This window comes from Devosia sp. LjRoot16 (assembly GCF_964252795.1).
Taxonomy (GTDB): Bacteria; Pseudomonadota; Alphaproteobacteria; order Rhizobiales; family Devosiaceae; genus Devosia_A.
This window is the reverse complement of record NZ_CAXUPH020000001.1, coordinates 153,349-171,687: the sequence shown is the minus strand read 5'-3', so window position 1 is coordinate 171,687 and position 18,339 is coordinate 153,349. Positions and strand designations below refer to the sequence as shown.

Below are 18,339 nucleotides of genomic sequence, written 5' to 3'. Positions count from 1 at the left end.
GTTCCCGCTTTCGCGGGAATGACTCCGTGGGTAGCCGCGAACTAGGAACACTCCAATGACCAAACAACTCAATGTCGGCATGGTCGGCTACGGCTTCATGGCCCGCTGCCATTCGCACGCCTGGGCCTCCGTCAGCCATTTCTTCGATACCGGCTATCATCCGGTACTGAAGGCGGTGGCGGCGCGCAATGACAGCAAGGTGCGCCGCTTCGCCGAGCAGTGGGGCTATGAGAGTATCGAGCATGATTGGCGCGCCCTGATCGAGCGCAAGGATATCGACGCCATCGATATCTGCGTGCCCAACGACCTTCACGCCGAAATCGCCATCGCCGCGGCTCAGGCCGGCAAGATGGTGCTGACCGAAAAGCCGCTGGCCCGCACCGCGGCCGAGGGCCAGCCGATGGTCGATGCGGTCGAGAAGGCCGGCGTTCCCAACCTCGTCTGGTACAATTATCGCCGCGTCCCGGCCGTCACGCTGATCAAGCAGCTGGTCGACGAGGGCAAGCTCGGCCGCATCTTCCACTACCGCGCCAAGTTCCTGCAGGATTGGACCATTTCGCCCGATGTGCCGCAGGGCGGGCAGGGCACCTGGCGCCTCGATGTCGATGCCGCCGGCTCCGGCGTCACCGGCGACCTCCTGGCGCATTGCCTCGACAGCGCGCTGTGGATCAACGGCGATATCTCCTCGCTCACCGCCATGACCGAGACCTTCGTCAAGGAGCGCACCCACGCCGAAACCGGCAAGAAGCAGACCGTCGGCATCGATGACGCGGCGGCGGTGCTGACCCGCTTCAGCAATGGTGCGCTCGGCACGTTCGAGTCGACCCGCTACGCCCGTGGCCACAAGGCCGCCTATACACTCGAGATCAACGGCGAGAAGGGCTCGCTCGCCTGGGACCTGCACGACATGAACCGGGTGCAGTGGTTCGATCATTCCACCGAGGGCCGGCTGCGCGGCTGGACCAACATCCTCGTCACCGACGGCGACCACCCTTATCTCGGCAAGTGGTGGGTGCCCGGCCTGGTCATCGGCTTCGAGCACAGCTTCACCCACACCGCTGCCGATTTCCTCGAGGGCCTCAAAACCGGCAAACCGGCCGCCCCGACGTTCCGTGACGCGCTGGCGACCAACAAGCTCTGCGACGCGATCATCAGCTCGGGTAAGTCGGGCAGCTGGGTCAACTTGTAGCGCCAAGCAAACGGAACTAACCAATGAAACTCGGCTTCAATCTCCTGCTCTGGACCACCCACGTCACCGACGAACACTGGCCGATCATCGAGCGCCTCAAGGCTGTGGGCTATGACGGCGTCGAGGTTCCGATGTTCGAGGGCACGCCCGATCATTACGAAAAGCTCGGCCGCCGTTTGCGCGATATCGGGCTGGGCGCCACCGGCATCGGCGTCATGCCCGGCGGCGGCAAGTCTGCCGTCTCCCCCGAACTGAGCGAACGCGCCGGCGCCCTCAGCCACCTGCAATGGCTGACCGATTGCACCGCGGCGCTCGGCGGCACCCTTGCCGCCGGCCCGTTCCACCAGCCGCTCGGTGAGTTCACCGGCCGCGGCGCCACCGCCGATGAGAAATCACGGGTCCGCGACATCCACAAACAGGCGGCGCAATATGCGGCGAAACAGGGCGTCGCCCTCTCGGTCGAGCCGCTCAACCGCTTCGAGTGCTATTTCCTCAACTTGGCCACCCAGGCCGCCGAACTGGTGCAGGCCGTCGACGAACCGAACTACGGCTATCTCTACGACACCTTCCACTTCAACATCGAAGAGAACTCGATCACATCAGTGATCCCGGCCACCATCAAGCAGATCAACCACGTCCACATTTCGGAGAACAACCGCGGTGTCCCCGGCGCCGGGCACATCGATTTCCAGTCGGTGTTCAACGCCCTGAAGCGGGCCGGTTACGACGGCTGGCTCACTATCGAAGCCTTCGGCTCCGCCCTGCCGGACCTCGCCGCCGCCACCAAGATCTGGCGTCCGCTGTTTGCCTCGGAAGCCGAGGTCTACGAGCAGGGTTACAAGCTGATGCGGGACGGCTGGGACCGGGCGGGCTGATCGCCTGAACGCGCCGTTCAGCGCCACGACATCGGCCGCGGCGCACCCTCAAGCCCGACGCGCAACCCGCGCGGGCTCCAATGAGGGACATCGATCATGAAAACGCTTCTTGTTCTTGTTGCTGTACTTGGGCTCACCACGGCAGTCGGTGCTGCCGACAATGTCTACCAGACCTCGAAAACCCTGAGTCTGGGCCAATACGGCGCCAACTGCGCCAGCATGGGCGGCACCTACGAGTCGCACGACGACAATACCGGGACCTGCTCGAAATCGGGCGGCTACAACGTCACCTGCTCGCGCGACGAAGGCATCACCACCTGCGTCGGCTACGACCCGAAGCGACCCAAGGCGCCGCAATAGATTTCGGCCGGCGAGTCTCGTAAGAAGCTTGCCGTGAACGCGGCGCTCCCCGTCCCGCGTCGAGCGCGAGGAGGAGTGCCGCGTGACCAAGATTGTGCTGCTGTCCGGATCCTATACCGGTCCCAACGGCGAAGGCCTGAAGCTGCTGAGCTTCGACACCACCAGCGGCGATATCGAGCTGGTTCGCAGCTTCCCCGGCACGCCAGACGTCTCATGGATTGCCTTCGCGCCCACGACACGCACCGTCTACGTCACCGACGAAATGGCCGAGAAGGCCGGCGCCTTCACACTGGCCGACGACAACAGCAGCGTCACCGCGCTCGGCTACCAGTCGACCGGCGCCAAATACCCCTGCTACCTCCGCATCAGCCCCAAGGGCACCAAGCTCGCCGTCGCCAACTATGGCGATGACTCCACTCCGGTGTTCTCGATCGATGCGGCGACCGGTGCGCTGAAATCCGACCCCACCGTAATGCGCAGCGCCCACGCCCATGACAAGGGGCACTCCCATTGGACCCAGTGGTCCCCCGAGGCCGACCGGCTCTACATGGTCGATCTCGGCCATGACGAAGTGCGCAGCGTTCGCTACGAAGCCGGCAGTTTCGTCGGCGGCCCCGAGACGGCGTTCGCAACGCCCAAGGGCGCCGGTCCGCGGCACCTGGCGTTCCACCCCAACGGCAAGTTCGCCTATCTGTTCACCGAATATGCCGAGACGGTCACCGCGCTCGCCCGCGAACCGGGCGGCAAGCTCGCCGAGCTCAACACCCTCTCGGCGCTTCCCGCCGACTTCAAGGGCACCTCGACCGGCGCTCATATCCAGATCAACGCTGCGGGTACTGTGCTCTATGTCAGCAACCGCGGCCACAACTCGATCACCGCCTTCGCCATCGCCGCCGATGGCCGGATCAGTTTGAAGCAGAACATTTCGTGCGGCGGCAACTGGCCCCGCTTCTTCCTGCTGCTCGACAAGCACCTGATCGTCGCCAACCAGGAAAGCGAGGACCTGGTGGTCTTCAACGTCGCCGCCGACGGCACCCTGAGCGCTACCGGCAAGGTGTTCAAACTGCAGAAGCCGGTGGCCCTGCTGCAGATCTAGACCGACAGAGACGGCCCCCTCCCGGCCGCCCCCATAAAGGGGGAGGTGAAGAGTCGAGGCTCTGTCTGCGATCGTGCCAACACACCGAAAGGGCACCTCCCCCTTAAAGGGGGAGGATGGGAGGGGGTCGTCTGCCGCAGCAGTCCACCCCGCTACCGCACCTTGTGCTGCATCTCGGGCAAAAACACCGTCAGCAGCCCGGCCAGCGGCATGAACGAGCAGAGCCAGAACACGTACTGAATGCCCGTCACGTCGGCCAAAGCGCCGAGTGCGGCAGCGGCAATGCCCCCCGCGCCGAAGGCAAAGCCGAAGAAGATCCCGGCGATCATTCCGACCCGGCCCGGCAGCAGCTCTTGCGCGAACACCACGATGGCCGAGAACGCCGACGAGAAGATCAGCCCGATCAGCACCGTCAGGATCACCGTCCAGGTGAGGTCGGCATAGGGCAGGGCCAGGGTGAACGGCAGCACGCCAAGGATCGAGAACCAGATCACGAACTTGGCGCCGAAGCGGTCGCCGATCGGCCCGCCGAGGAACACCCCGACCGCCGAAGCGCCGAGATAGACGAACAGCAACAGCTGCGCGTCCTGCACGCCGACCTGGAACTTGTCGATCAGGAAGAACGTGTAATAGCTCGAGAGCCCCGCCATGTAGGCGTTCTTGGTCAAAGTCAGTACCGTCAGCACGGTGAGCGCAATCGCGGTGGTGCGCTTGTCGAACAGCAGCGCCGTGCTTACCGGGGCCTTGCCGGCATTGGCCTTGCGATGCGCCGCGTACCACATGCCGACCCGGGTCAGGATGAAGATGCCGACCAGCGAGCCAGCCGCGAACCAGGCAACGCTCGATTGGCCGCGCGGCAAGACGATGAATGCCGCCAGCAATGGCCCGATCGCCGAGCCGACATTGCCGCCCACCTGGAACAGCGATTGGGCGAGGCCGTGCCGTCCGCCCGACGCGAGCCGCGCTACCCGCGAACTCTCAGGATGGAAGATCGCCGAGCCCAGCCCGACAAAGGCCGAGCCGACCAGCAGCAGCCAGTAGCTCTGCGCAAAGCCCAGGATCAACAGCCCGATCAGGCTCGAAGCCATGCCGACCGGCAGCGAGAAGGGCAGGGGGCGCTTGTCGGTATACATGCCGATCGCCGGCTGCAGCAGCGACGCCGTGCACTGGAAGGTCAGCGTCAGCAGCCCGATCTGCACATAGTCGAGCCCATAGCTCTCCTTGAGGATCGGATAGATCGCCGACAGCAGCGATTGCATGGTGTCGTTGATCAGGTGGCAGACCGACACTGCGATGATGATCGAGAGCGTGGTCTTGCTGGCGATGGAAGTCGCCGGTGCCGAAGCTGTGGCCGTCAATTTGGGAATCCGGGAATGCTGGAGGGATCAGCGGGTGCCGATCAGAAACGAATACTTGTCCCTAACATGTCAGATGCCCCGAGTCGTTAGCACTCAAGCGATTTTCCGTTCGGTTGCATAGCGAAACAACGGAAGCAGACGGCCCCCTCCCATCCTCCCCCATGAAGGGGGAGGTGCCCCGCCGGTTCATGGGGCACGATCGAAGACAGAGCCTTGACTCTTCACCTCCCCCTTCATGGAGGGGGCCGTCTCTATCAGTCAGGCCGCCACCCCCTGAACCAATCGCAGAACGCCAGCACGCCATCTTCTATCGGCGTCGCCGGCACCTCGCCCACCAGCGCCCGCAGCAGGCTTACGTCTGCCGCCGTCTCCGTCACGTCGCCCGGCTGCATCGGCAGCAGCTCTTTCTTCGCCTCACGCCCCATCGCCGTCTCGATTGCGCTGACGAACCGCATCAGTTCCACCGGCCGGCCGCCGGCAATGTTCACCACCCGCCAAGGCGCCACGGGCGAAAGCGAGTCCGCCGCCGACACCGGCTCCCCCTGCACCGGCGCCTTGCCGATCAGCCGGTCGATCGCCGCCACCACGTCGTCGATATAGGTGAAATCCCGCCGCATCCGGCCTTCGCCATAGATGCTGATCGGCTTGCCTGCCGCGATCGCCTCGGCGAACCTGAACAGCGCCATGTCCGGCCGTCCCCAGGGGCCGTAGACGGTGAAGAACCTGAGGCAGGTGATCGGCACTCCGAACAGATGCGCGTAGGAATGGCTCATCGCCTCCGTCGCCTTCTTGGTCGCCGCATAGAGCGATACCGGCCGGTCGGTCATGTCCGTCTCGCGTGACGGCTGCCCGGCCGCCATGCCGTAAACCGAGCTCGATGAGGCGATCAGCAGGTGCTTCGGCGGCGTTCGGCGCGCCGCTTCGAGGATGGCGAGCGTTCCCGTCACGTTGCTGTCGGTATAGCTGAACGGCGCCTCGAGGCTGTAGCGCACCCCGGCCTGCGCCGCGAGATGCACCACCACCTCCGGCGCCTCGGAGAACGCCGCATCGATCGCCGCCTCGTCCTCCAGCCGCCCGGTCACCCCCAGGAACCGCCCGTTGGCCTCCAGCATTGCCTGCCGCTGCTGTTTAAGTCGCACGTCGTAATAGGGCGTCAGCGCGTCAAGCCCGATCACTTCGTGCCCCTCGGCGAGCAGCCGTAGGCTCAGGTGATAGCCGATAAATCCGGCGCTGCCGGTAACCAGAACGCGCACCCCGCCCCCCAAACCGTCTGCGGCACAATGCTTTTTGCCGCCACACGGTCGAATCTACGCGTCCTCGTTCGACAATGCCAAGAACCGTTTGACGCCCCGACCGGTGCCTCCGAATGCGCCCTCTTGAAGATTCCGCTTGCGCCTCCGATTTGGTGTGCTACATAACTAGCACACTACCAAGGCATCACGCATGAGCCAGTTCAACGACAGCCAGCCGATCTTCGTACAGATTGGCGAAAGGATTGCCGACATGATCCTGAGCAGGACCACCAAGGAGGGCGAGGCGCTTCCTTCAGTGCGCCAGATCTCCGCCGACCTCTCGGTCAATCCGTTGACCGTTACCCGTGCCTACCAGTCGCTCGTCGATATCGGTGTCGTCGAGTCGCGCCGCGGCATGGGCATGTTCGTGGCCGAAGGCGGCCACCAGCGGCTGCTCGCTCACGAGCGCCAGAAATTTCTGACCGAGGAGTGGCCGCGCGTCATGGCGCGCCTCGCTGCCCTCGATCTCGATCCCACACAGTTGTTGAAGCAAGGCGGTAAAGATGAATGATCTGGCTCAAACCACAGCTGCTCCGATCGTCTCGGCGCGTGGCCTCAAGAAGCACTTCGGTCGCACCGAAATCCTCCACGGGCTCGATTTCGACATCCCCGCCGGCCGCATCTACGGCCTCGTCGGCCACAATGGCGCTGGCAAGACCACCACGCTGAACGCGCTGCTCGGCCTTACCTCTTACGAGGGCACCGTGCGTGTCCTGGGTGAGGATCCGTACCAGAAGCGTGCTTCGCTGATGCAGAACGTCGCCTTCATCTCCGATGTCGCGAGCCTGCCGCGGTTTCTGCGGGTGCGTGAGCTGTTCGCACTGCTCACCAACATCCACCCCAACTTCGATCAGGCGAAGGCTCGCGGCTTCCTCGAGGGCACCGACGTCAAGATGGACGCCCGGATCAAGAATCTGAGTAAGGGCATGATCGCCCAGCTCCACCTCGCGGTGGTGATGGCGATCGACGCCAAGCTCCTGGTCCTCGACGAGCCGACCCTCGGCCTCGACATCACCTATCGCAAGCGCTTCTACCGGCGCCTGCTCGAGGATTACATGACCGAGGAGCGGACGCTGCTGATCACCACCCACCAGGTGGATGAGATCGAGTTCATGCTCAGTGACATCATGTTCATCCGCGATGGTGAGCTGATCCTCCACATGCAGATGGAGACGGTCTCCTCGAAGTTCAGCCAGGTGCTGGTTCGCCCCGATCAGGTCGCCGCCGCCACGGCGCTCGGCCCGATCTACAGCGAGACCCGCTTCGGCCAGACCGCCATGGTCTTCGATGGCGTCGATCGCGATCGCCTCGCCCCGTTCGGCGAGGTCACCACTCCCACTCTCAGCGACCTGTTCGTCGCCCTCATGCAGCGCGGTCCCGCCAAATGAAGTCTCTCGTTGCCCTTATCAAGCGCGAGTATCTCGAGCATCGGGGAGCGTTCCTCTACGCCCCCGGCGTGATCCTCGGCATCATGACGTTGGTGCTGGTGTTCGGCATCGCCTCGAACCGTTTCCAGATGCACCAGGAAATCGGCGTCCCCTCGGCGCTGAAATTCTTCGAGTTCGGCTTCCTTGCGGTGGCCGCCCTGTGGAGCATGTACCTGTTGGCGGCGCTGTTCTTCTACTATGCCGATGCCTTCAGTGCCGATCGGCGCAACAACGCCATGTTGTTCTGGAAGTCGATGCCGGTCAGCGATTTCAAGGTGCTGGCCTCCAAATCCCTCGCCGGCATGACCATCCTGCCGGCGCTGATCTTCGCCGCCTATCTCATCACCGGCGTTCTCATCTACGTGGTCACCATGATCACCGCGATGATGCTGCCGCGCCTCGGCGTCCCCGGCATCTTCGAGTTTCTCTCCTCGGGCTTCCAGATCGCCGCCTTCGCGTTCGTCTGCCTCGTGACGGCGTTGCTCTGGTACGCGCCGTTCTTCGCCTGGGTTGGCGCGCTCTCGACCGTGTTCCGTCGCTGGTCGATACCGCTCGCCTTCCTCATCCCGGGGCTGGTCGGGCTCGCCGAGAACCTGATCTTCAACGACACCGGGCCGCGCGCCGGCTACGTGCTCAACTACCTCAACGAGCGGCTGAAGTTCGGCGCCGACAACCTGCACCTCGAACGCGAGATCTTCGCCGATGCCCAGTTCAACGCCATGGCGATGATCGCGCGTTTCCTTGCCACGGTCGACTGGGCGCAACTTGTCGGCGGCCTGATCGTCGCCGCCCTGCTCGTCTACGCCGCCAGCGAATACCGCCGCCGCATCGTCGCCACCTGACCTCGGCGCCGTCGGCAGCAGTACGGCCACCACTCCCTCCCCACCATCCATCCCCAAACGGGGATGGGGGTGGTGGTCGTTATTCTTATCCTCCCCGCGGGGCGGGGGACCATGCGGAGCATGGTGGAGGGGACACCTCAGGCCCTCAGCCGTAGCTAATCGACCGACAACGCAACCCATTCACGCATATCTGTATCGACTGTCCACCCGCGCGACAGCATTGGCTTGCCCCTCGGCCTCCGCCATATCAGGGTCAACCTAACGCCCGTCGCGAGACCCCATCATGATCACTGTCGAATCCCAGGCCGCGGTCCGCTCCGCCCCGACACTGCCGCTCACCACCCATCTCGGCGCCGTTCGCATCGGCGTCACCGATCGAGATAAGGCGCTCGCCGTCTGGCGCGATGTCGTCGGCCTCGAGCTCATCTCCGAGGATGCCGAAGCGCTGCATCTGGGCGCCGGCGGCCGCGAGCTGATCACCCTCGAACTTGGCGCCACGGGCCCGTTCCCCGATCGCTCGCTCGGCCTCTACCATGTCGCCGTGCATGTCCCGACCCGCAAGGCGCTGGCCGAAATGGTGGTGCGCGCCCTGATGCGCCGCGTCCGCATTTCGCCCACCGATCACCTCGTCTCCGAGGCGATCTACCTGTGGGACGACGACAATAACGGCATCGAGATCACCTTCGAGACGCCCTGGCGCGGTACCATCGGCGACGGCGAGGACGGCTTCTACGTCAAGACCATCGATGGTTCGCCCCATTCCGGCCGCGAGGCCATCGATGTCGACGACCTGCTCGCCGAACTCGATGACGTCAACGCCGTGCCGGCGCTGATGCCCGAGGGCACCCGCATCGGCCACATCCACCTGCATGTGCACGATCTCGAACAGGCGATGCGCTACTATCGCGATGGCCTCGGCTTCGGCGGCCTGTTCATCATGCGCCGCTTCGGCATGGGCGATCTCGGCCTCGACTACCCGCCGCACACCATCGCCTTCAACATCTGGTCCGGCCCGAACGCCACCCAGGCGCCGAAGGGTTCGGCCGGCCTCCGCTGGTTCCACGTCGCACTGCCGGATCAGGCGGCGCTCGATGCAGTGAAGGCTCGGCTGGCGGCAATCGGCGCGGGCTATGCGGAGACCAACGAGGGGCTCGAGAGCAGGGACCCGGCCGGCAATCTGGTGAAGGTGGTCATCGGCTAAACGCTGACAGACGGCCCCCTCCCATCCTCCCCCATAAAGGGGGAGGTGCCCCGTCGGTTCACTAGGCACAATCGAAGACAGAGCCTCGACTCTTCACCTCCCCCTTTATGGGGGAGGCCGGGAGGGGGCCGCCTGCTTCGGTTCTATCGCCTAAAGCACCCCCAAAAACCCCGCCACATCGGCCTCGGTCGTCGCCCAGCTGGTCACCAGCCGCACCAGCGTTTCGTCCGCCGCGAGCCCGTCGGTCGGCCATTCATGCGCTGCGCCGCCCGCGGCCCGCAGCCGCGCCAGCGCCGCCCTGGGGATCACCGCGAACACCTCGTTCGCCGTGTTCTCCCAGCCGAGCCGCGCCACGCTGCTGGCCCGGATCCCGGCGCGCAGCCGGTCCGACATGGCGTTGGCGTGCCCGGCCCGCCGCAGCCAGTTGCCGTCCTCGAGATAGCCCTCGAACTGCGCCGCGACGAACCGCGCCTTGGAGAACGTGTGTCCGGCCCGCTGCCGCCGTGCTTCGAAGTCCCCGAGCAGCCCCGGGGTAAACACCACGATCGCCTCGGCCGCCCAGCAGCCGTTCTTGGTGGCCCCGAACGACAAGAAGTCTACCCCGGCCTTCCAGGTCAGTTCGGCCGGCGTTACGCCCAGCGCCGCCACCGCGTTGCCGAACCGCGCTCCATCCATGTGCACCTTCAGCCCGCCGTCACGCGCGATTGTCGCCAGCTCGGCCACCTGCGCCACCGAATACACGGTGCCCCATTCCGTCGCATTGGTGAGGCTCAGCGCCACCGGCACGCTCCGCCCACCAGGCGAGTGCTTGCCGAGCGCCGTGGCGAACGCTCCCGCGTCGATCAATCCGAGCGGGCTCTGTACCGGCGCCAGCTTCATGCCGCCCGACTGGAACTCCGTCGCGCCGCTTTCGTCGGTGTGCACATGCGCGTCCTCGCCGCAGAACACCACGCCGCCCGGCCGGCTCAGTGCCGCGAGCCCCAGCGAGTTCGAGGCCGTTCCGGTCGCGGTGAACCACACCTCCACCTCGCGCTCGAACAACTCCGAGAAGCGCTGCGCTACGCTGAGGCTCAGCGGATCCCCGCCATAGGCCGGCGAATAGCCGCCATTGTGCCGCACCAGCGCCGCCATCACCTCAGGCGTCGCCCCGGCCCAGTTATCGCTCGCAAAATTCACGCTGAAATACCCCGATACATCGCGGCCACGCTCCTAGCACACCGGCCTCTCAGTCGGCCATCGCCCCCCTTGCGGGGGAGAATGCGATTTCTTGGGTTTGGCCCTTCGCCAAACCCTTAGAAATCGCAAGAGGGGGGACGTTTTGCGCACTGGAGTCTCGGCCACGCGCCGCTATGATCCTCCGCAATAGGAGACCCCATGCGAGCCATATCCTGCACCGCGCCCGAGCAGCTGGCGCTGATCGACATCGACCGCCCCGAGCTGAAGCCCGGCTGGGTCCGCGTCGCCATTCGCCACATCGGCATCTGCGGCACCGACTACCACATCTTCGAGGGCAACTTCCCCTACTTCGAGTACCCGCGCGTCATCGGCCACGAACTGAGCGGCACCGTGGTTGACCCGAACGGCGAAGCCTTCGCCGCCGGCGATCCCGTCGTGATCAACCCTTATCTCAACTGCGGCCATTGCCCGGCCTGCCTCGAAGGCCGCGCCAATTGCTGCGAGACCCTCAAGGTCATCGGCGTGCACGCGCCGGGCGGCATGGCCGAAGAGATCGTCATGCCCGCTGGCAACCTCTACAAGGCCGAGGGCCTGAGCCTGCGCGATGCGGCCATGGTCGAGTTCCTCGCCATCGGCGCCCATGCCATCCGCCGCACCGCCGAGCTGAAGCCCGGCTCGCGCGCCCTGGTGGTCGGGTCCGGTCCGATCGGCTTGGGTGTCGCCTTCTTTGCAAAAATCGCCGGCGCCGACGTCACCGTCATCGATGCCGCACCTGACAAGATCGCCGCCACGCGCGCCCTCGGTTTCACCACCTTCTCGCCGGCCGAGCTCGAAGGCAGTGAGTTCACGCGCATCAAGTCGACCGGTTTCGACGCGGTGTTCGATTCCACCGGCTCGATCAAGGCGATGAACGCCTCGCTGTTCCATACCCGCAATGGCGGCAGCTATACCCTGGTCGGCGTCATCAAGGGCGACCTGGTCTTCCCCGATTCAGAAGTGCACCGGCGCGAACTCACCATCCGCGCTTCGCGCAACGCCATCCGCGCCGATTTCGAGCACGTCATGGAGTCGATCCGCCTCGGCAAGGTCCCCACCGACAAGCTTGCCACCCACGCCACCACCATGGACCGGGTGCCCGAGGATATGCCGATCTGGGCCCACGATCGCACCGGTGTCATCAAGGCGATCGTGACGGTTTAGGGCAATCGTGAGCAGCGACAACACCCCCCGCGAAGAGTTCAAGGAGAGCTACCGGCTGCACCAGACAACGTTCCCCCAACTTGAGGGAGGAGCTTCGCTCGTTCGTCTCTACGAAGGGGTGCCTTCGTTTCACGATGCCGAGATCACCGATCTCAACCTGCGGCAGGCCGGCGGCAGTTCGATCCGTCTGTGCAACCTCTACCCGACGGCTGTCGACGACGGGCGGGTCTTCGTCACGATTGAGATTGCTCACCTCATCGATGTCGAGCTCGATGGCTACAACCACGGTCAGAATGTCATCGATGCCCTGCATGTGCGACCCGCCAGGTCGAATGCTGCACGCAGCACTTATCGCGTCCCGCTCGAACCGGGGGACCTCGAGATCGAGCTGTTCTCGATCGTCGGCTTGGGGGGACTGTTAGTCGGACGTGGCCTGAAGGTCGGCTGGACCATGGACCGCCGCGCCCGCAACGCAAGCAAGCGCCCTACGCTGCTCGGGCAGTGATCAACCCCGGTTGATCATCCGCGGCGTCACATCGAGCTCGATCTCTTCCATGCCGAGCAGTCGCGCCACCACTTCGGGCGGGTCCTTCACCACATGCACGCCCGACACCGTGTCGATCTTGGTGTCGCGCAGGCCCTTGACCACCGCGACCACATGCTCGGGGTTGACGTAGATGATGCCATCGGGCGTATCGAGCTTCACGAGCCGCATAGAATTCTCCTTGGGTAGTCGCCCCACATAACCCAGCGCCGTGCGGCCGGTGACATCATGCCCGGCCCATGGACAATGAACAGTGAAGGGCGCTCGCCCAACCACCACCAGACGGACCGCTGCCATGACCTCCCGCGATGACATCCTGAACTTCTGGTTCGTCGAGCACGGCGAGCCGGACTGGTTCGGCGGCAAGCCCGAGTTCGATGCGCTGCTCGCCGAGCGCTTCGGCGAAACCTATGCCGCCGTCGCCCGTGGCGAGGCGGCCTGGTGGCGCGCCAGCCCATCGGGTCGGCTCGCCGAGATCATCGTACTCGATCAGTTCTGCCGCCAGTTGCATCGCAAGCGCCCCGAGGCCTTCGCCTCCGATGCCATGGCGCTGCGTCTCGCGCAGGAGGCGGTCGCGCTCGGCGACGACATGCGGGTCGAACCCCGGCGCCGGACGTTCTTCTATATGCCCTACATGCATTCGGAGGATCTCGCGGTGCACGACGAGGCCATTCGGCTGTTCACCGCGCTCGGCGACGAGGACACGCTCAAATACGAGATCATGCACCGCGATTGCATCGCCCGTTTCGGCCGCTACCCCCGCCGCAACGCCGCCCTCGGTCGCGTCTCCACTCCCGATGAGATCGCCTACATCAACTCCGGCGACGGCATGTTCTGAAGCTGCCCGGCCTAGCCCTACTGCCGCTGATACTGCCTCGGCGAGTACGCCATCGTCCGCTTGAACGCCGTGCTGAACGCGCTTTCGGATTCATAGCCGATCGACAGCGCGATCGCCGCAACGCTCTGGCGTGAGTTGCGCAACCGGTCCGATGCCACCAGCATCCGCCAGCGCGTCAGGTACTCGATCGGCGACGTCCCCACCACCTGCTTGAACCGCTGGGCAAAGCTCGAGCGCGACATGCCGGCCACCCCGGCGAGCCCCTCGAGGGTCCAGCGTTGCGCCGGGTCGGCATGGATCGCGCCGACCACCTTGCTCATCTGCCGGTCGGCCAGCGCCTGCAGCCAGCCGGCCCCGGCGCATTGCGGCCCGCCGAGATAAATCCGCAGCACGTGCACCAGCATGATGTGGGCGAGGTGCTCGGAGACCAGGAAACCGCCCGGCCGCCGCTCGCGCAGCTCCGCCGCCAGCTGGTCGAGCCCCCAGCGCAGCACGGAGGCCTGGCTCGAGGCTTCGCGTACCCGCACGATGGCGGGCAGGGCGCCCGACAACACTTCCACATGCGGTGCGGCGAAAGTGAAGCGGCCGCCGATCAGGAAAAAGTCGCCGCCGCCGTTGCAGGTCGCGATCCCATCCCGGGCGTGGTCGTAAATGGCGTTCGCCTCGATCGGTGGCAACGCTGGGTCGGTGGCGAGGCCGAATGGCCGTCCCTTGGTCAACAGGAAGCAGTCGCCTTCTTCCATCCGCAGCGGCTCGCCTTCGCCCTCCACCCAGACCCAGCAGCTGCCGCGCATCACCGCGTTGAACTTGATCCCCTCATGGGCCGGAAAGCGGATCGCCCAGTCGCCGCCAGCGTCGAGACCGACGCTGATCGAGCTCTGCGGTTTCAGCAGTGAGAGGACGTCGGAGAGCGGATCCATGCACAGTTCCGGACGATCGCGAAAGAATGGCGGATAATAGCGCATAGATCGTACGCGTCCAACCCGGGTAACTCTGCTGCAGCAATTCATCCCAGCAGCCGGAGTTCTTAAGCCATGGCCAACCCGCAAACCCCTGTTGGATCCGGCTTCGGAGCCCGCACCACTGCCACCGAGGTGCTGCTTGGGCAGGATCTGAACGGCAAGCTGGCGATCGTCACCGGCGGCCATTCCGGTCTCGGGCTGGAGACCACCAGGGCCTTGGCTGCGGCAGGCGCCCACGTCATCGTCCCCGCCCGCCAGCCCGACACAGCTCTTGCCGCCGTGGGCGACCTTCCCGGCGTCGAGATCGAAGCCCTCGATCTTACCGACCTCGCCAGCGTCAGTGCGTTCGCCGCCCGCGTCGTCGCCTCACGCTGCCACGTCGATATCCTCATCAACAGCGCCGGCATCATGGCCTGCCCCGAGACCCGCGTCGGTCCTGGCTGGGAAGCCCAGTTCGCCACCAACCATCTCGGCCATTATGCCCTCGTCAACCGGCTGTGGCCGGCCCTTTCCGGCGGCGCCGGAGCCCGCGTCGTCGCCGTCTCCTCCGGCGCCCACGGCATCACCGGCATCCGCTGGGACGATGTGCAGTTCACCCACGGCTATGACCGCTGGCAGGCCTATGGCCAGAGCAAGACCGCCAACGCCCTGTTCGCCGTCCATCTCGATGCGCTCGGTCGCGACTCCGGCGTGCGCGCTTTTTCGCTCCACCCCGGCAGTATCCTCACTCCGCTGCAGCGCCATCTGGCCAAGGCCGAAAAGGTCGCAGCCGGCTGGATCGATGAGAATGGCGATCTCGCCGACCCGAGCTTCAAGACCCCGCAGCAGGGTGCGGCAACCCAGGTGTGGGCCGCGACCTCCCCGCAACTCGCCGGTCTGGGTGGGCTCTATTGCGAAGACTGCGACGTCGCCCCGCTCAGCCAGGATGGCTTCACCGGCGTGCGCCCCTACGCCGTCGACCCAGAAGAGGCGGCCCGCCTCTGGGCCCTCTCGGCCGATCTCACCGGCGTCGACGCCTTCCGTCCGGCTTAACCGGGTGACTCAAAGTCATAATACGACTTATGAATGACCGATGAACTTCCGGCTCTGCATCGGTTCAGCCGAACCCCCTTAGTCCTCTCTCACCCGCAGGCAACCGAGCCTGCTTTCATGGAGTGGACCAAATGTTCGCACGTCTCAATCGTTTCGCCCGGCCGACTCTCGCTGCTCTCGCCCTGTCGCTCGTCGCTGTCTCGGCTCCGCCGGTCCTCGCCGGCGGCCTGCAGGAGAAACCGATCTTTGAGAACCACGACGACTACGACGACTACGATTGCCAGAGCGTCAAGCAGGCGATCCGCTATCTCAAGAAGCGCAACTACAAGATGATCGAGAAGCTCGAGAAGGAAGCCGAGGAGGGCATCTACCTGTTCTCCGCCAAGAAGAAGAACTCCGAGCACGTCTTCGTCCCCTACTACATCACCTACGACGCCTGCGACCGCGAGATCGTCAGCCGCACCCCGGTGAAGGAAGAAAAGATGCTGTAACGGCTCTGCACGCGAGCTCTCACCCGGACGTCGGGGTTCGGGTGAGAGCTGCCTCCGTCGATCGCCGGCGCTGCGATATCGCTTCCAGCACCGGCCGCTGATGCGCTAGCCTCCCGCTGTTCCGGAGGCTCCCATGGACCATTTTCTGCCGCTTTTTGCCATTCTCGGCGCCCTCTTGCTCGGCGCCATCAGCCCAGGCCCGAGCTTCGTCTTCGTGGTCCGTACCGCCGTCGCCCAGTCGCGCACCGAAGGGCTTGCCTCTGCGCTCGGCATGGGAGCAGGGGCCATGGTGTACGGCGCGCTCGCCGTGCTCGGGCTGCGCACCCTGACGCAGGATGGCGGCCTGCTGTTCACTGCGCTGAAGGTCGCTGGCGGGCTTTACCTCGTCTATCTCGCCTGGAAGATCTGGAGCCACGCCGCCGACCCCATCACGGTCGAGGCCGGCGCCGCTCCCGCCGCCAATCCGCAGAAGGCCTTCACCTTCGGCCTCCTCACCCAGCTTTCCAATCCCAAGATCGTTGCGGTGTTCGGCGCGGTGTTCGCCGCGCTCCTGCCCGCCAATCCCGAGCCCTGGCTCTACTGGGCCCTGCCGCCGCTGATCTTCCTGCAGGAAACACTGTGGTACAGCATCGTCGCCATCGCCTTCTCGGCGACAAAACCCCGCGCCATCTATCTGAGCGCCAAGCTCTGGGTCGATCGCGCCGCCGCCGCCTTCATCGGCATCCTCGGCGTCCGCCTGATCATCGAGGCCAGATAAGGAGGGCCGACATGCGGGAGACGACGGAGAAAGTCAGGGACCGGGTTTATTCGTACAACATCGCCAAGGTCTATCCGCTCTACATCGCCAAGGCGGAGAACAAGGGGCGCAGCAAGGCCGAGGTCGATGAGATCCTTCGCTGGCTGACCGGCCACACCCAGCAGTCGCTGGACGATCAGCTGACGAAGGGCGCCACCCTCGAAACCTTCTTCACCTCTGCGCCGGCGCTCAACCCGGCGCGATCGCTGATCACCGGCGTCGTCTGCGGCGTCCGGGTCGAGAACATCGAAGAACCGATGATGCGCGAGATCCGCTACCTGGACAAACTCATCGACGAACTCGCCAAGGGCAAGGCCATGGCGAAAATCCTGAGGACCCCAACGCCCGGCTGACCACGGAGGTGACATCATGGCTGCGGACCCAAATGCGATTGCCGAGATCGAGACGGCGCTCGAATGGCTGCGCTTCACCCACCCGATCAGCACGCATTTCGGCGTCGCGGTGCGCCGCACCGACCTTTCCGGCAAGCGGCTCGCCGGCTGGATGCACCTGCTCCCCGATACCATCCTGACCCTGATACCGTTCGTCGAGGCCGGCGTGTCGGTCCGGGTTGGCGGGTGCAACCCCGATAGTACCGATCCCCGCGTGGTCGAGTATCTCGCCAACCACGGCGTTGAGGTGTTCGATGGCCGGCGCGAGCCGCGCACGCTCTATGACGAAACGCTTCGCCGCTTCGCGACCGGCCCCCTCGATGCCATCTGCGACATGGGCGGCGAACTCATCGAGGCCGCCACCCGTGCGGGCACGCCGATCGCCGGTGCACTCGAGGCGACCACGACGGGCCTCCATCGGATCCGCCCGCTGCACCTCGCTTTTCCGGTGTTCGACTGGAACGGGATTGCCCTCAAGGACGCCATCCATAACCGCTTCCATGTCGGCGAAGAGACCTGGCCGGCCTTCGGCAGCATCACCGGCTTGTCACTGTTCGGTTGCCGGGTGCTGGTCGTCGGCTTCGGGCCGGTAGGCCGTGGCGTCGCCGAGCGGGCTCGCGCCCTCGGCGCCGTAGTCACCGTCGCCGAGCGCGATCCGGTCCGCCAGCTCGAAGCGCTGCATTTCGGCTGCCGCACCCTGCCACTCGCCGAAGCGCTGGCGGAGGCAGCTGTCATCGTCACCGCCACCGGTCGCGACGGCGTGCTTGGCGAGGCTGAACTGAATCTTTGCCGCGATGGTGCGGTGCTCTTCAATGTCGGCCACTCCAATCGTGAGATCGACGTCGATTGGCTCGATCGGCATGAGCGCCGGACCATGAAGGCTCATATCGAGCGCTACACTATCGGCGGCCGCTCGCTGTTCCTGCTCAACCGCGGCAGCCTGATCAACATCGCCTTCACCGGCAACCTGGCGGGTTCGGCGAGTTTCGATCCGTTCTCCGGCGTGATGATCCGTGGCCTGCTCTGGCTGCTCACCGCGGGCGCCGCCGGCATTCCGCCCGGCCTCCACGCCTATCCGCCGGAGCTGGAACGCGAGGTCGCGACCGCGGCGCTTGCGGTCCGCGCCAGCGCCTAGCGCCCTTACGTCCATCCGCTGAGGTCAGGGCCAGCCATGCCTCCGTCGCATCGGCCCCTTCTGGAATTCGCCACTTGCCCCTCCGCCGCGTCGGGCGTATCTCCGGGCCGTCGCGAAAAGCGACCGCCTCCCT

General features: G+C 65.3%; 21 protein-coding genes. 16 read left to right on the top strand and 5 right to left on the bottom strand.

Features of this window, described 5'->3' with window-relative positions; all coding sequences use genetic code 11:
* Positions 1-55 precede the first annotated feature (55 nt).
* From ACSQ23_RS00840 to ACSQ23_RS00825, 4 genes are all read left to right on the top strand, one after another.
* Positions 56-1,189 (top strand): Gfo/Idh/MocA family protein, encoded by a 1,134-nt coding sequence (locus tag ACSQ23_RS00840; RefSeq protein ID WP_056002725.1) that lies wholly within the window; start codon positions 56-58, stop codon positions 1,187-1,189.
* Positions 1,190-1,212: 23 nt separating this feature from the next.
* Positions 1,213-2,064, top strand: coding sequence for a sugar phosphate isomerase/epimerase family protein (locus tag ACSQ23_RS00835; protein ID WP_436089404.1), 852 nt, complete (start codon positions 1,213-1,215; stop codon positions 2,062-2,064).
* Between the two features lie 96 nt (positions 2,065-2,160).
* A complete protein-coding gene (locus ACSQ23_RS00830; RefSeq protein ID WP_056002719.1) occupies positions 2,161-2,424 on the top strand; it encodes a hypothetical protein in 264 nt (87 codons plus the stop codon).
* A gap of 82 nt (positions 2,425-2,506) precedes the next feature.
* Positions 2,507-3,520: a lactonase family protein gene (locus ACSQ23_RS00825; protein ID WP_436089403.1), complete on the top strand. Its 1,014-nt coding sequence runs from the start codon at positions 2,507-2,509 to the stop codon at positions 3,518-3,520.
* A gap of 152 nt (positions 3,521-3,672) precedes the next feature.
* On the opposite strand, the gene ACSQ23_RS00820 is transcribed toward ACSQ23_RS00825, so the two are convergent.
* Both ACSQ23_RS00820 and ACSQ23_RS00815 read right to left on the bottom strand, forming a co-directional pair.
* Positions 3,673-4,878, bottom strand: a complete 1,206-nt coding sequence (locus ACSQ23_RS00820; protein ID WP_055887913.1) for an MFS transporter — start codon at positions 4,876-4,878, stop codon at positions 3,673-3,675.
* Between the two features lie 254 nt (positions 4,879-5,132).
* The gene (locus ACSQ23_RS00815) at positions 5,133-6,131 is read right to left on the bottom strand and encodes an NAD-dependent epimerase/dehydratase family protein (RefSeq protein WP_436089402.1); all 999 of its coding nucleotides are present in this window, start codon (positions 6,129-6,131) and stop codon (positions 5,133-5,135) included.
* Between the two features lie 190 nt (positions 6,132-6,321).
* Between ACSQ23_RS00815 and ACSQ23_RS00810 the strand changes: the two genes are divergently transcribed.
* The 4 genes from ACSQ23_RS00810 to ACSQ23_RS00795 all read left to right on the top strand — a co-directional run bounded on the left by ACSQ23_RS00810 (position 6,322) and on the right by ACSQ23_RS00795 (position 9,640).
* Entirely contained in the window at positions 6,322-6,681 is a 360-nt protein-coding gene (locus ACSQ23_RS00810) for a GntR family transcriptional regulator (protein ID WP_055887910.1), read from the top strand.
* A complete protein-coding gene (locus ACSQ23_RS00805) occupies positions 6,674-7,558 on the top strand; it encodes an ABC transporter ATP-binding protein (RefSeq protein ID WP_055887907.1) in 885 nt (294 codons plus the stop codon). The genes ACSQ23_RS00810 and ACSQ23_RS00805 overlap by 8 nt, the downstream gene beginning before the upstream one ends.
* The gene (locus tag ACSQ23_RS00800; protein ID WP_055887904.1) at positions 7,555-8,439 is read left to right on the top strand and encodes a hypothetical protein; all 885 of its coding nucleotides are present in this window, start codon (positions 7,555-7,557) and stop codon (positions 8,437-8,439) included. Before ACSQ23_RS00805 ends, ACSQ23_RS00800 begins: the two co-directional genes overlap by 4 nt.
* Positions 8,440-8,722: 283 nt before the next feature.
* Positions 8,723-9,640, top strand: a complete 918-nt coding sequence (locus tag ACSQ23_RS00795; protein ID WP_055887901.1) for a hypothetical protein — start codon at positions 8,723-8,725, stop codon at positions 9,638-9,640.
* A gap of 150 nt (positions 9,641-9,790) precedes the next feature.
* On the opposite strand, the gene ACSQ23_RS00790 is transcribed toward ACSQ23_RS00795, so the two are convergent.
* Complete coding sequence (locus ACSQ23_RS00790) at positions 9,791-10,816, bottom strand: threonine aldolase family protein (protein ID WP_055887898.1); 1,026 nt, start codon at positions 10,814-10,816, stop codon at positions 9,791-9,793.
* Between the two features lie 198 nt (positions 10,817-11,014).
* On the opposite strand from ACSQ23_RS00790, the gene ACSQ23_RS00785 reads away from it, so the two are divergent.
* Together ACSQ23_RS00785 and ACSQ23_RS00780 are read left to right on the top strand one after the other, a co-directional pair.
* Positions 11,015-12,016, top strand: coding sequence for a zinc-binding alcohol dehydrogenase family protein (locus tag ACSQ23_RS00785; RefSeq protein WP_055887895.1), 1,002 nt, complete (start codon positions 11,015-11,017; stop codon positions 12,014-12,016).
* A 7-nt stretch (positions 12,017-12,023) separates the two neighbouring features.
* Positions 12,024-12,521, top strand: a complete 498-nt coding sequence (locus tag ACSQ23_RS00780) for a hypothetical protein (RefSeq protein WP_156384755.1) — start codon at positions 12,024-12,026, stop codon at positions 12,519-12,521.
* On the opposite strand, the gene ACSQ23_RS00775 is transcribed toward ACSQ23_RS00780, so the two are convergent.
* Positions 12,522-12,731, bottom strand: coding sequence for a hypothetical protein (locus ACSQ23_RS00775; protein ID WP_055047954.1), 210 nt, complete (start codon positions 12,729-12,731; stop codon positions 12,522-12,524).
* A 124-nt stretch (positions 12,732-12,855) separates the two neighbouring features.
* Here ACSQ23_RS00775 and ACSQ23_RS00770 point away from each other — a divergent pair, with 124 nt between their 5' ends.
* Positions 12,856-13,398, top strand: coding sequence for a DUF924 family protein (locus tag ACSQ23_RS00770; RefSeq protein ID WP_436089401.1), 543 nt, complete (start codon positions 12,856-12,858; stop codon positions 13,396-13,398).
* A 17-nt stretch (positions 13,399-13,415) separates the two neighbouring features.
* Here the strand turns inward: ACSQ23_RS00770 and ACSQ23_RS00765 are convergent, their stop codons facing one another.
* Positions 13,416-14,318 (bottom strand): AraC family transcriptional regulator, encoded by a 903-nt coding sequence (locus ACSQ23_RS00765; protein ID WP_436089400.1) that lies wholly within the window; start codon positions 14,316-14,318, stop codon positions 13,416-13,418.
* 114 nt (positions 14,319-14,432) lie between these two features.
* Between ACSQ23_RS00765 and ACSQ23_RS00760 the strand changes: the two genes are divergently transcribed.
* The 5 genes from ACSQ23_RS00760 to ACSQ23_RS00740 all read left to right on the top strand — a co-directional run bounded on the left by ACSQ23_RS00760 (position 14,433) and on the right by ACSQ23_RS00740 (position 18,206).
* On the top strand, positions 14,433-15,392 hold the full coding sequence (locus ACSQ23_RS00760; RefSeq protein ID WP_436089399.1) for an SDR family NAD(P)-dependent oxidoreductase: 960 nt from the start codon (positions 14,433-14,435) through the stop codon (positions 15,390-15,392).
* 131 nt (positions 15,393-15,523) lie between these two features.
* The gene (locus ACSQ23_RS00755) at positions 15,524-15,883 is read left to right on the top strand and encodes a hypothetical protein (protein WP_436089398.1); all 360 of its coding nucleotides are present in this window, start codon (positions 15,524-15,526) and stop codon (positions 15,881-15,883) included.
* Positions 15,884-16,016: 133 nt separating this feature from the next.
* Entirely contained in the window at positions 16,017-16,640 is a 624-nt protein-coding gene (locus tag ACSQ23_RS00750; RefSeq protein WP_436089397.1) for a LysE family translocator, read from the top strand.
* An 11-nt stretch (positions 16,641-16,651) separates the two neighbouring features.
* The gene (locus ACSQ23_RS00745) at positions 16,652-17,032 is read left to right on the top strand and encodes a DUF2200 domain-containing protein (RefSeq protein ID WP_055887874.1); all 381 of its coding nucleotides are present in this window, start codon (positions 16,652-16,654) and stop codon (positions 17,030-17,032) included.
* Between the two features lie 16 nt (positions 17,033-17,048).
* Entirely contained in the window at positions 17,049-18,206 is a 1,158-nt protein-coding gene (locus ACSQ23_RS00740; protein ID WP_436089396.1) for an NAD(P)-dependent oxidoreductase, read from the top strand.
* The last annotated feature ends 133 nt before the right edge of the window (positions 18,207-18,339 follow it).